Raw genomic sequence first — 13,418 nt, forward strand, 5'->3', positions numbered from 1 at the left:
GGATGTCGATCGTTTACGACCAAAACCACTCCAGGTTAAGGGTAAATCCGGGGAGAACGGTTTCGCCGGATAAGGTGCTGGGGGCTTGGAGGACTTCAACGGGTTGACCGGGGCGAGAGATTTCGACCTCCTGATCTTCTGGGTTGAGTAACCAGCCTAGTTGAGCACCGCTGGACAGGTATTCGCGCATTTTGGCTTGGGCGGTGCTGAGGTTGTCACTGGGCGAGAGGAGTTCCAAGACGAAGTTTGGACAAAGGGGCGGAAATTTGCGTTTTTGTTCGGGTGTAAGAGCATCCCAGCGCGATCGCTCGCCCCAAGCAACATCTGGAGAGCGATCGCCTCCTCCTGGCAGCTTGAAGCAGGTCGATGAGTCGAAGACTCTGCCTAAGTTGGTCTGTTCGTTCCAAACCACAAATCGCGCAATTAGGGTGGCATTATTCATGCCCGTTTCTCCGCCTGTGGGCGACATAATTACAAGTTCTCCGGTGGGGGTACGTTCTAATTTAATTTCGGGATTGGCGGCACAAAGTCGCTCAAACTGGTCGTGGGTGAGGACGACGTTGGCGGAGTTGGACTGGGAGAGAATCGGGCTGAGGTCGATGGTGAAGGCGGTCATAGTTGTTAGCTACTCTGACGAAGAAGGGCGATAAAACCTGCTTGTTCAAAATGACGATCGTGAGTTAGGGCTTCGAGGATGTTGCGCTGTTGCATGATACAAAATGAAGCACAATCGGTGTGGCTCCAGCCTTTGTCAGATCTTTGCTCATAGAGGTCAAGGGACTGGTGAAATAAATCATGATTTTGAGGCACAACTTCAATCTTGGGATTCTTAAAGGATTGTTTGGCAAACTTGGCAACCGCCTTCCTGAAAGCACTCTCCCGTTTGGAAAAGGAATTCAAGACTTCGGTGAAAACCATTTCGCTAGTCAGAATTTGGAAAGGTTCTAGAGCATTGGAGACACTGATAGCTTTGTTCCGCAGATCATCAGCAGGATTCAAGATTGCAATCCAATATCCTGTATCGGCAAAAATGGTTTTCATGCTTCATCTTTTGGTGAGCCATACAAGTAATGATCAATATTTTTAGAAAGATCTTTGGGTAGTTTTTCCCACTCCTCTCTGGGAACTTGGGCGCTAATTTCGTCAACAAACTGTAGAAAGGTCGGAAGACTAGAGGGTTGCTGTGAATCAGGGGGTTGAACGTTGCTTATCTTCTGCCTTAATCGAAGTTTGACAAATAGCAGGAAATCCAGAACTTCCTGCACAACAAAATCAGGGATTTGCTCAAGTTCTTGAATCAGTTGTTCTTTAGCAGTAGTCATCGCACTTCTCCTGAATTAATGATCAAGGCTGTCATGGTGTTGATCTCCTATGGCTCCAGGGTATCGAATAGTCCGAGTTGCTGGGTTTCTGCTTCGATTAGCGTTAGTTGTTTGGGATGGGTGAATGGTTGAGGGTTGGGAGTCGGGGGTTGGGAGTCGGGAGTTGTTGAGTCGGGAGTCGATTGCGTTGCCGATTCTCGATTCTCGATTCCCGATCTCTGATTTCCCAACAGTCGCTTCAAGTTTTGGGCGTGTCTTTCGCACTCCTCCCAAGACTCCTCCGGCGTTCCTTCCAACTGCCAGGCGAGAAATCTGTCGCCCAATCTTGCGGCGACGGGCTGATGTTCTTTGGCTCGATCGTCGTGACCTAAGCCGTAGTCTGCTAGTCGCAGGGTTTCGGGGAGCATCCAGCCTTCGCCGTCGTTGAGGTTGAGAAAGGCTTCAAGTCCGATTTGCTTGAGGTGGTGGAAGGCGATGAGGGAAAGGACGGTGTGACGCAGTTCGGGGTCTTTTTCTTTGTCTACTCGCCAGAAGCCTTTGGGTTCAAGAGTACGGGCATAGGTATTATCACAAACCTTTTCAGCAGGATGATCGCAATCTCGAATAATCCAGGTAAAATCTTTTACTTCTAAACCGTAGAGGTTTGCTATGAGAGCATCTAGCATACAACGAATTCTTAAACGTTCATATGTTGTAAAAGCCCATAAGCTCTTTAGATCGGAATCTTTGCAAAATAGTTTTCGTAACTGAAGCCAGTAGTTAGAAAAGATGTTACTAGCAAGATTCAATTGTGCAGTAAGTTTGGTGATTGAATCACTTTCTCCTGTTCTCTTGGATAAAGGCGCTTCTTCAAGAATGAAGTAATTGAGTGTTGTACCACCTAGTCTTTGTCTGAGAGAAAAGTCAAACACGTAAGAGTTGAGGATTCCACAAAGGAAAATTTTATTCGTTAAGTCTCCTATCGGCTCTAAGATCGGTGTTTTGTTACCAGCAGGGAAATCAGGAGTCAGACTTGAAAGCAGAGTACGCTGATTTGTTGAGTTAGTAATATCACGAAATATAATCTTTAGACTCCGGCTAGCCTTTGTGTTGTCAATGTAAGTCACTCGCGACATCAAAAACTGCGGCTGCAAACGTTTATTTATCCAACTTAATGACTCCCACACAGAGCGATTTCCGCTGCCCTCAATATAAGCTGAGGCGCTGAAATCAAATTGTCCCATCATCACTCCCTGATACAAAGGCAGTGCAACATCTTCAACTTCGTCTACTGCGATCGCCCACTCCCCATCCACCGACAAAACCAACCCTTCAGGACGATTGAGGATGGAGGGTTCACTATCGTAAGGTTGCCAGTTGCCTTTGAGCCAGTGACCATACTCATCGGGGCGATAGCCTTTTTCTTCCCATTTGGGGCGAGGCGGGAAGAGTTTAGAATCGTTGGTCATGTCAAATTCTCTGGCGTACTGGATACCCCAGCCTTGAGGACTGCGATCGCCCAACAAAACCCCGTTTTGATACATCTTTTCAAGGATTTTCAGGTCTTGCTCAGTACGAATTTCTAAAAGTGCGCCTGTGTTGGGGCTAAAGCGTTTAATTTGCTGGGCTGGAACAGAGAGATAATTTGCATCATTAAGAATATCGGTTTCAAGTTCCTGCGCCTCCGGTGAATTACCGGGACCTAAGCGGAAGCGAGTAGCAACAGATTCTGTACATCCGCCCTTATTCACACTCAGAACAACCATCTTGTTCCGGTGATCGATTGCACTGAACACAAACCGCTCATTCTGGAATGAATACAGATGTGTCCATTCACAGTGATTTAGAAATAGATTGCGAAGTTGTCCAGTTCCTTTATCAGTGTAGATACCCGAAGGCGTAATCAGGCTGAACCGTCCACCTGTTTTTAATAGAGCATGGGCAAGTTCTGCAAACATCTTGTAAGTGTTGATATCAGCAGACCCTTGATATCGAAACGGGTGAGCAGGATCAGCATAGCCCGATCGCTTTTGCTGCTGGGCAAGCCAGTCTTGATGCAGAATGGCGTTTTCCTTACCGCGAGACAGGCTAAAGTGAAACTCGCCCGTCTCATTCACGCCAAAAGGATAGCCCACATACTTCGTCCAGTTAGAAAGGGCTTTGAGCCTTGCACAATAGGCTAACCACTCCTGCTCCACCTGGGGCGAATTCTCGAAATACTCCAACTGCTTTTCTAACGCTTCCTGCTTGCCATAGGTGCGATAGAGGGGGTCAACGTTCGAGAAAAACTCTTTAGAATTGGGTTTCTGAATCTCCCAAGGCGGATTCCCCACAATGCCGCTAAATCCAGCATTCTCGCCCACAAACACATCTGGAAACTCCAGTTCCCAATGGAAAAAACGGTACTCGTTGGCGAGTTGATCCACCATTGCGGCTGTTTCTGGAGGCTGAGTAAAAAACCGCCCCGGAATCGGAGCATGGGCGATCGCCTCCCCTGACCAAAACCACACCGCACACCACGTATCAAACGCCCGTCGCAACTGGTGCAACTCTTGACTCTGTTCGATTTTTTCTCGATAGCGACGCTCTTGCTCTTGAGTGTCGGCAATTGCCAGTTGGTGCAACTCCTCAAAAATGTTGACCGCATCCTGATGAAGTTCTGCTGGCGGCTTAGGCAGAGCAAAGTCAGGCGCGGGTAGCTGCATCTGTCGCCTCCACTCTGGATCAGATGCCTTAATCAAATTCACCAACTCTGCTTTGACCGTTTCTTTGGTGTCTTTGATTGCTTGTGTCCAGCGATCGCCCGACTGAAGCTGTTGCCCCTTGTTTTTGCCTCGCGTTGCCACATACTCTCGAAAATGATGCACAAAGCGATCGTGGTTTGCATCACCCCCTTCCCGTTCCCATGCCATCGCCGGGTAATCCTGAAAGCGATCGAACCAGCAACCTACCAGCGCGTTGCCACACTTAATCTTGTGATCCAAAAAGCTGAAGGGCAGATACTTATCCATCGTCTCCACCCACAGCGCCAACCGCGCCAACTCCACCGCCAGCGGGTTAATATCCACCCCATAGAGACAGCGTTCCACAATAAACCGCTTCAGCCGAGGCTTCGATCGCTCCTCTGCCTTTTCCACCGTGACAGGCAGTTCCTTCACACATTCCGCAAACCATCCCGGCTGAGCATCCAGCGGAATCGACACCACAATTTCATCCCCCCGTTCCACCAACCAGCCATGATGGAACAAGCTCTGCCACAACGCTTCCAGCAAAAAACGCAGCGCCGCCAGCAAGAATGAAGCTGACCCACACGCCGGATCACAGATTTTTAGATTGAGAATTTCGATCGGGGTCTTGGGTGTCCAGGCAGAAGCAGGAGCCGTTTCATCCGGTTGCCCTGCCGCATCCAGCGGTGGATTGTACGCCAACGGCAACAACGTCCGTTGTACCGTTGGAATCGCCAACTGGGGTCGCGTGTAAAACGTCCCCGACCCCTTTCGAGTGCCACCCCAACGCACCAGAAACCATTCCCCCGGCAACACCACACGAGCAATCAGCGCATTAGCGGTTTTACTCACCGTCTGCTCATACGTCGCCAAGGCATCTGCCTTCTTGCTACGCGGCTTGGGCACCAAATTTCCTGCCTTCACTGCCCGCACTGCCCATCGTTGAGCGCGATCGCGCAGTTGTTGCAGTTGATCGGCATCTGTGGCGATCGCAACCTCCAACTCGACACCTAGTTCAGCGCCCTCTTCGACTTCTTCGAGCAGGTCTTCTTCGCCCTCCGTCTCCAAGTCTTCTGCATCGCTCTCAGCATCCCCGGCTTCTTCGCCCTCCGCTTCCCCCTTTACTTTTTGCTTCAGCTTTTCCACCAGGGCTGACAAAGCTTTATCATCCATCCCCTCCAAACGAGTTAAGGGCAGAACCGGCTGATCACCCAGATTCAGAAAAACCATTGGGCTATCCGATGCCGCCTGCCGTAGCTCAAAATCCAGCAAGCCTTCATAGAGAATGCCAATATACTCCGACGACAAATCCGAAAAATCGACCGGAGCCTCCACCCAGGTACTCCGTCGTCCCTGCCGCACCTTCACCTTACTGCGACACAGCAACTCCAGAATGCGATAGACGATCGCATCCGATGGCGTATGGCTCGGATTCTCAAACGCCGACAGCGCCCGCAAAATGGGATCACGGGAGGCAGCATTACCTGGCTCAAACAACCCGCCACCATACTGGGGCACAGGCAACGCTTCATGGGCGCATCCCTCATCCACCAGCTTAAACAGAGCCAACAACCGCGACCAGGCACTGCCCCCCTGACGCAACCGTTCGCCAGCCCGTCCTCCAGCACGGCGATCGAGCTGTTCTCGCAAGCCCTGTAAACCATACGCGCTGTGATAAATCGGGTTATCGCGCGGCAGCAGATCTCGCGCCTCCGCAAATAAAATCACCACACAGCGCATCACAATCCGAGTCGCCGCAATATAAACGTGGCGAGGCTCAATCCCATCCGACGTTGCCATCAAGTGTGCCAACGCCTCCGCCGATTCTCGAATCAGCAACTCAACCGCCTGCCGGACTCGTTCTCCCAACACCTCCGACAGTTCTGCCTGCCCCTGCCGGGATGAGGCGATCGCTGCCAGCAACGGACTGGGAATATCAGCGCGATCTGTCTGAAGGGCTTGCCGACCCAGCAACAGCCGGAGTGCCGTTACCTGTGAACCCGGTTGTCCCTCCTCAAACCAAAAAGTCACATCCCACTCACACCAAGCATCGTAGTCTGCCCCGGCATGGATCAACCGCCACTGATAGCCATTGGTCAGCAGCGCAATTTTCTGGTTCGCTTTTCGCAGCCATTCCACCACGCGAGAGACAGACCGCTTGCCGCGTCCAATCCCCAACCGCGCCACCTTGCCCCCAGATTCCTGCCCATCGGCAACAAAGACGGGCAACACTTCCCCATGTGCCCCCTGCCACACCCGCCGAGGACGAATGATTTCACGAGTAATGGCTGGATATGACCAGGTACGATCGACCTGGCTCCCTTTCTGCCAGTCACCCGTCAGCCCCAGCACCTCTTCCAGCACCGTATCTAGAAAGGTACTCAGGTGATCCTCTTCTCCATTCTGCAAGCGGGTCACATCCCGCCGCAGCCGATCCTCAATCCATCGTGGCAGTGCAGGCAAAGACTCAGGCACAAAAAATTCATTCAGCTTCGAGGGGGCAATCAGCAAGCCACCATGCTTCAGCGATGCCCACCAATCGTTTGAAATAGAAGTTGACGATTGCAGCGCAAGAATCATGGCTTCACCTCTGGTAAGCGAATCTCAACCGTAACGGGAAAGACCTGAGCCGTTCCCCTGAGGCTATACCGTTTCGGTAAAGTGCCCTCCAGCACTCGCGACTGTTCCCGTTTAAGCTGATCGAGCAAGTCTTGATAATGGCTCTTACGGCGACGCAGTTCATCGTCTAGATCCCGCAATTGCTCTTCCTGCGCTCTCCGCTCATCTGGAATCAGGGAAAGCTGCTGCATATCCCCCAGCAACGCATCCCGCTCCTTCTCAATTTTCTGGATGGTGGTCTCCCGCATCGCCCGTTCCACTTCTTGAAGTCGATGACGAAAGCGCTCCTTCTCTTCCTTTTGTGCCTCCTGACCGATCGCCTTCAGTCGTGCCGTCAACTGGGCCGTCAAATCATCCGCCATTTTAGACAAAACCGCCCGTACCTCCTGCGAAACCTCATCCCACAGATCCTGCGCCTGGGCGATCGCCGCTTCATTCACCCGTTGAACCGATGGGCGATCGTCCGCTACCGGAACATGAGGCAGGCGATCGCCCAACTCCTCATTCTGAATGGGAAAGCGAATCGTCTGCACCCAATGATGGAAGGGTTCTCGCAACTCATTAACGCCCAATTCTTCTACCGTCAGCAGCAGCAACGCATCAGCACCAGTGGGTACAGTTCCATACCGCACCGTCCAACGGCTACAAGGGTAGTCATCCAAGCCTCCTCCCGGAAACCGCGCACGGGCAAACAGATTTAACGCCTGGTGGAAGAGGGGATGCCCCAGGTGCAGCAAGGTCGTATCTTTAGTAGGGCGGTACACTGGGCGACCGTTGCGGGTTTGAATAAAGTGTTGTGGGTCAAACACGATCGCAGGCAACGCTCCCCGCTGCCCAGAATCCGTTTCTAGCCGGAGATAGTCATCAATCACAGGTTCCCAGCGTTGAGGCACGGGCATCCGTAGTCGCAGCCGTCCTTCTGAGTCAGACACTTCAAACCGGGGTAGCCCAATCCCTGCTCCCAACGCAATTTCTAACGTACTTTTGAGCGTCTCTGGAGTCAGGTCTAGCTCTTGTTCTAACTGTCGTAAGGTTTCTGCGGCTTCACTGCCTGCTGCCAAATCGGGCGATCGCGGAATCTGGCTGCGACCTCGACGGTAATTCACGGCAATATCTAGACCTTTGACAACGCTACCTGTGTCCTCCAGGTCAATAAAACGCCGCTGAAATGCCGCATCAAATACCTCACCCATCGATCCCAGCTCTTCCCGAATCGTGTTCACCTTGTCCACCACATGACCAAGAAACTGAAGATCCGCATCATCTTCGCTGGTGAAGTGCAGCACAATCACATCCTGCGCCTGCCCGTGGCGATCGAGTCGTCCGTTGCGCTGATCCAACCGCGATGGATTCCAGGGGATGTCGTAATGCAGCACGATATAAGCCGTTTCTTGCAGGTTCAGTCCCTCAGAAGCGGCATCCGTTGCAATCATCACGCGGACTGGATCGGTTGGGTCATTAAACGCCTGTTTAATTTCATCGCGCTGGCGATCGTCCATCCCACCATACAGCACCCGCACAATTTCCGGCTCTTTCTTAAAATGGGTCTTGAGCCGCTGCTCCAGGTAATCCAGCGTCGTCTTGTATTCAGTAAAGACGACAATGCGATCGCTGCCACGCCACTGATTCCCCAACCGTAAATATTGCTCGATCGTGTCGATCAATCGCTCCCACCGCTCATCTTGCCTTGGCTGAGGCAATTCCCCATTTGCCCCTAGAACTAACCCCAATTGCTGCAAGGCTGCATCGACCGCCACAATCTCATTTTGCAAGTGTGGAATTAAGGGCTTAAACCAAGCACCCGTCGTTTTAGAGGCATACTGAAGCCGCCCTTCCGTTTCCTGGTCGTCATCAAGGTCTTCAGAGAGCGATCGCCGCGCCGCTTGAACTGCTGCCAATTCTGCTGATTCATCCTGAGTCGTCCCTTCCCGGAATCGATACCAGGAACTCGCAAACGCATAGGGGCAGGACAGCAACCGCTTGTTTAATACCTCCACCGCGAACGCCCCAGCAAGCTGTTCAGTCCGACTAGCATGAGCAATTAACTTCTTGACTTCGCTGCGGAATTCGGCAAAGGCGATCGAGAGCTTGCGTTCAGTCGAGCTAAAGTACAAAGGCACTGGACGGGGACGACGCTCACAGAACCGGGGGATTTGCCCTGCCTGCTCATCTAAGACATTAATCTCTCGTTTTAAGCGGCGCACCACAACCTGCTCGATCCTCTGCTTCATCGCGTCAGTGAACTCGCTAGATTGCGTAAAGCGAACGGGGTCAAGCTGCTCCAACAACCCAGAAAAACAGCGAGTATGCCCATTATGGGGAGTAGCCGTGAGAAATAGCTTGTGTTCAAACCAGGGAGCGATCGCCCGCAGCATCTTGGAAAGGTCACTATCCTCCCCAAAATTGGACGGCATGAGATTATGCGCCTCATCCACAATCAGCAGATCCCAGGGCAATTGTGCCGATCCCTCTGGCTGGGCACAGGCAGCTCGAAACTGCTCCAGCACGTCTGGTTGCCGCAGGTAATGGTAAGAAGTAATGATCCGAGGAAATGTCCGCCAGGGGTTTGCATCCAGCCCCAACCGCTTCTGCAAGGCATGGGTTTCTGCTCGATCCACGACATCAAAGCTCAACGAGAACTTGACCTTCATTTCCTGCTGCCACTGCTTCCGCAAAGCCGCAGGGCAAAGAATCAGCACCCGCCGAATGCGTCGCCGTAGAAGCAATTCAGTCAGGATTAGCCCTGCCTCAACCGTCTTACCCAACCCCACATCGTCTGCCAGCAGCAGGGAGATTCGAGGCATCCGTAACGCTTTCAGCAAGGGAACCAACTGAAAATCTTCGACCTGAACCGCCCCAAAGAACGGAGAAGCAACCGGGGGAGTCCAATTGGTGGTCGAGCGATCGGGCGGCAAAAATGGAGAGAGTGCCGTCCATCGGGTCGATCGCTGCATGGCATCAAAATCAGCCGCAAGCATCGGTGGCTCAGTTGCAACCTGGGGCAGTGCTGTTGGTTCCAGCACCGAGCGTCTAACTTCACATTCCCAAATAACTGACTCTTCTGGAACACCATCAGAGTCAGTGTATTCCAGCGTCACCAAATGTAACCGCCTAGTCAAACTGCCATCGAATGGCTCCACTGAAGAAATTAATGCTCGACGGTTCCGAACCGTAGCAAGCATTCCTACTCGCGGGTTGGCAGCCTCAGAACTGGCAGTTGGGTGATCGATCATAGGAAAAAGCAATTCGCGAACTGAATGGCATCCTTATCCAAGATCCCTCATTCTGTTCTGAACTGCCAGTAACTGCACAGATGTTTTATCCTACTGAGGTTCTTGTCACATGAAATTTGCCCTGTAGGAACGATCGCTGCTTAAGTTTTTAGGGTGCAAATTGCACTCAAAAGCTAATTTTATAGGGATTGTATTGCACCCTAACTTAACCCTGGGCGATACTGTCGTACAGGCAGGTTGTCCAGTACATTGGGAGGACGCTCCATCCCTCCGCTTGCTGATGGGGAGTTATTCTCTGGTAATGGCAAGAGGCGATCGGCAGCTTCAATACGCTCGTATAGTGCCTGGGTCAGTGCTTGGTGATCTGCCAACCGAACTCGACGCTGAAGAGCAGGCTGTACCTGGCTATCCCACAAGCTCTCAGTTTTGGTGCGGTGATTAAATTCTGCCTGCGCGATCGGAATCTTCAGCAGATAGGGAATGGAACCCTCACCACGCGATCGATAAGCAGGATTCGTAATCACACATTTCCCCTGCTCAAAGCGCAAAATTTCATCAGGGGTAAGGATTGGGATCTTCTGGAGAGACTCGTTCCAACTCGTAGACCGACTGCTATGAAGTCCTGTGCTGTGGCTGGTAGAACGGGTTCGCACGACAACCTCTTTTTCGCCGTAGCGTTTAGAGTATTCCTCTGCGGTTTTGACATCACCTGGATTGAAGAGAATATGGCTGCTGCACGCGAAGGCGATCGCGGCTCCCAATTTCTCTCCGTATTGCTCATACAACTGATTGAGTGACTGAATCCCTAACAAGAAACAAGCACCGTTGGAGCGGTACTCGTTAATCCACTGCGGCAACCGTTCCAGTTTCAGCGATGGTAATTCATCCAGGGAAATGATTAGGGGATCTTTACGAGGTTTGGACAGATTTGACACGATCGTCAAATGCAATGCAGCCGCTAGCAGTGGACCTACTACACTTCGGCGGGCATCATCCAGCTTAAACACAATCATTTGCCTGCCTTGAATTTGAGCAGGGAGGTCAGATTGCCCAATGAACGTTCGTAACAGGTCTGCCTGAATGAAGTTGCTGAAGGTCGCCGCTGCTGTCGTTAGAATTCCAGAGATCGTTTTCTCCGCATCTTTGGCACTGAGAAACTGGTTAAAAGACGTAGCAACCCACTCATCCATCTGATGGGACTGTACTGCATAGTCAATCCGTTGAGCTAGATTCGGCAGACGGAGCAGTGCATAGACCATTGCCATGTCAGGATACTGGGTGCCTTTGGCTAGTTGCAGTAGGGCTTTTGCTAGCAAATCACCTGCTGTCGCAAAGAACTCATCACTCTTACCACCCCTGGAAGCGTTGCGGTTGATGACCTGCCCAATCTCGCCTGCCATCACAGAATCGTAAGGATCTCGGATGAAGTCGAGCGGATTGAGGACTCCGCTGTAGGGTTCACCAGGTGCAAACACCCACACTTGATAGCCATAGCGGGCGGCAAGTGGAGCATGGAGCCGCATCTGATCCCCCTTCTTATCATAAAGGATGACTGGAAAGCCTTGAACAAAAGCACTTTCAAGGGCTGAATCAATCACACTGGCAGTCTTTCCGCTTCCTGGCGTTCCGATTACCAGTATGCTGCGTTGAGCGTCGGGTAAAAAGACCGTTGGAGGGTTTCCCAGCAGAGTTTGAAGATGAGTTCCTACGGCTTGAAATGAATCCTTTATCCAGTAGCGCGGTTTACCACACCAAAGCGTGACCCGATTGTGTTTGCGTTCTCGCATTTGCTTTGAAGCAGTTCCAACGGCAGCTAATTTTTCAGCCATCCGTGCCACTCTCCCCGTCGTGATTTTGCCTTTGCTTTTTCCCGCAATCATCACTACTAACATCAGCATTAGGAAAACTCCCATGAATGCCCAGCCTTGAGGATTGTTGTATTCCTGGAAAGTCTCAATAAAGGGAGCCAAGTAATTGTTGGGGGAGATTGCTGAAAATTGGTGTGTTTGTTTAGGCATGGTGGTGAATTGCGTGTAAAGCTTCTCGAAAAATCGCCAACCTATTGTCAGAGATACCAACTTCCATTCAGCACTGATAAATGGTCAGGTTTTTTTAGCCGGATGGCAGATATTAACTGAGGTTTATCTGTTTGCGCCCTCCGGCGCAGAAGTGAGCTGTTAACCTCTCTTCGCTATGCTGATCACCCTCTCCGACCTGCGAAAATTACAACCTTCAGGTCTTGATGGTTTATCTCCATCACCTTTTTCAACCCTACAAGACCATTTGCAACTGGCGATACGACAATTGCACCTTAACTTGCCTGTGGAGCCGTTGCTACAAGCTGATTCGGCTCTGCATCATTTAGTTTGTGAAGTGCAAGCATCTCTACCAAATGCGTTACGTCCGGGTAGGAGACTACAACTAAATTACCCGATCGCGGCTCTGTTAGGTAACCAGACCTATGTAAGGGTAGAAGTAAATGTGGGATTCCGTCAGGGACAACCCAAGCTATTTGAATGGGTGATTCGACAGCCGCATTTAACTTGGACTGACCGTGTCAAACTTTGGGTAACAACTAAACATTTTGAGGTGCATCCCAATGACGTAACTCTGATTGTTGTTGCGTTGCATCCCGACCGATCGGCTCAGAAAATAGTCCTTCACTGGAATGCTGAATTGCATGAACAAACGGAGCGGTGGCTATTTTCTTTGCTATCTAAAAGTTGTCAATCTATTGCTCCAATGCCCTCTACTACCGCGCCTTACTCGAAAGAAATAATTGAAGTATTGAGGAACTTGGAAGCCATTGAGGAAGTGCCGATATAGCTTATTTTATACAGCAGCTTTAGTTGACTCCAGTCCCTGACAGCAGTATTTCAGTCAATAAAGGCGACTGCCTCAATAGAATCTGATGTTACCTCTCGCTACGAGTCATGTATATGTTCTCTCCTATGTTGCGATCGCTCTACGACTCAATCCTCAAATGTCCTCCATATGGTTGGTTCCCATCTACTCCCGAATTAGCCAAGATGATGCTACAACAGATTAAAATTCAATCTGGCATAATTGCTTTAGAACCTAGTGCTGGGTCTGGTGTATTGGCTCAGGCAATGCGACAACGAGGGGCAGTTGTTGATGTCGTTGAACTTGATTTTCGATTCCAAGCTCTTCTGTTCCAGCAAGGTTTCAAAGTTGTGGGCAGTGATTTTCTAAGTACCAAAGCCACTCAACTCTATGACCTGATTTTGATGAATCCTCCCTTTTCTGCCAGTTTTGAGCAGCGTGGAGTTGATCTGGCACATATTCGTTATGCCTATGGAGAATTTCTGGCTCCGGGTGGACAGTTGGTGAGTGTCGTTAGCAACTCCATGAACTGTAAAAACTGTCCCAGAGCGCAGCAGTTTCGGAGATTTCTCAAGCGAATTGATGCAACTCTCCTTGAGTTGCCGTTGGAAATCTTTTGGGGGAGCGATCGCCCGGTGACAGTCGAGAGCCGATTAGTCGTTGCCCACAAAGGCTGAACAATTAGTAGAGCGTGG

General features: G+C 51.0%; 8 protein-coding genes. 2 read left to right on the top strand and 6 right to left on the bottom strand.

What is annotated here, in order from left to right; translation table 11 throughout:
• Positions 1–13: 13 nt before the first annotated feature.
• From ACKFKF_RS09600 to ACKFKF_RS09625, 6 genes are all read right to left on the bottom strand, one after another.
• Positions 14–616 carry a Uma2 family endonuclease gene (locus ACKFKF_RS09600; RefSeq protein ID WP_446867519.1) on the bottom strand — a complete coding sequence of 201 codons (603 nt, stop codon included), beginning with the start codon at positions 614–616 and terminating at the stop codon, positions 14–16.
• Positions 617–621: 5 nt separating this feature from the next.
• A complete protein-coding gene (locus ACKFKF_RS09605; RefSeq protein ID WP_446867520.1) occupies positions 622–1,041 on the bottom strand; it encodes a type II toxin-antitoxin system VapC family toxin in 420 nt (139 codons plus the stop codon).
• Positions 1,038–1,322 carry a hypothetical protein gene (locus tag ACKFKF_RS09610; RefSeq protein WP_446867521.1) on the bottom strand — a complete coding sequence of 95 codons (285 nt, stop codon included), beginning with the start codon at positions 1,320–1,322 and terminating at the stop codon, positions 1,038–1,040. The genes ACKFKF_RS09605 and ACKFKF_RS09610 overlap by 4 nt, the downstream gene beginning before the upstream one ends.
• Before the next feature lie 47 nt (positions 1,323–1,369).
• Positions 1,370–6,607 (bottom strand): Eco57I restriction-modification methylase domain-containing protein, encoded by a 5,238-nt coding sequence (locus ACKFKF_RS09615; protein ID WP_446867522.1) that lies wholly within the window; start codon positions 6,605–6,607, stop codon positions 1,370–1,372.
• A complete protein-coding gene (gene drmD / locus ACKFKF_RS09620) occupies positions 6,604–9,879 on the bottom strand; it encodes a DISARM system SNF2-like helicase DrmD (RefSeq protein ID WP_446867523.1) in 3,276 nt (1,091 codons plus the stop codon). Before drmD ends, ACKFKF_RS09615 begins: the two co-directional genes overlap by 4 nt.
• A gap of 200 nt (positions 9,880–10,079) precedes the next feature.
• Positions 10,080–11,897, bottom strand: coding sequence for a type IV secretory system conjugative DNA transfer family protein (locus tag ACKFKF_RS09625; RefSeq protein WP_446867524.1), 1,818 nt, complete (start codon positions 11,895–11,897; stop codon positions 10,080–10,082).
• A gap of 175 nt (positions 11,898–12,072) precedes the next feature.
• Between ACKFKF_RS09625 and ACKFKF_RS09630 the strand changes: the two genes are divergently transcribed.
• Together ACKFKF_RS09630 and ACKFKF_RS09635 are read left to right on the top strand one after the other, a co-directional pair.
• A complete protein-coding gene (locus tag ACKFKF_RS09630) occupies positions 12,073–12,705 on the top strand; it encodes a hypothetical protein (RefSeq protein WP_446867525.1) in 633 nt (210 codons plus the stop codon).
• A 107-nt stretch (positions 12,706–12,812) separates the two neighbouring features.
• The gene (locus ACKFKF_RS09635; RefSeq protein WP_446867526.1) at positions 12,813–13,400 is read left to right on the top strand and encodes a methyltransferase; all 588 of its coding nucleotides are present in this window, start codon (positions 12,813–12,815) and stop codon (positions 13,398–13,400) included.
• The last annotated feature ends 18 nt before the right edge of the window (positions 13,401–13,418 follow it).

This window comes from Phormidesmis sp. 146-12, assembly GCF_052939495.1.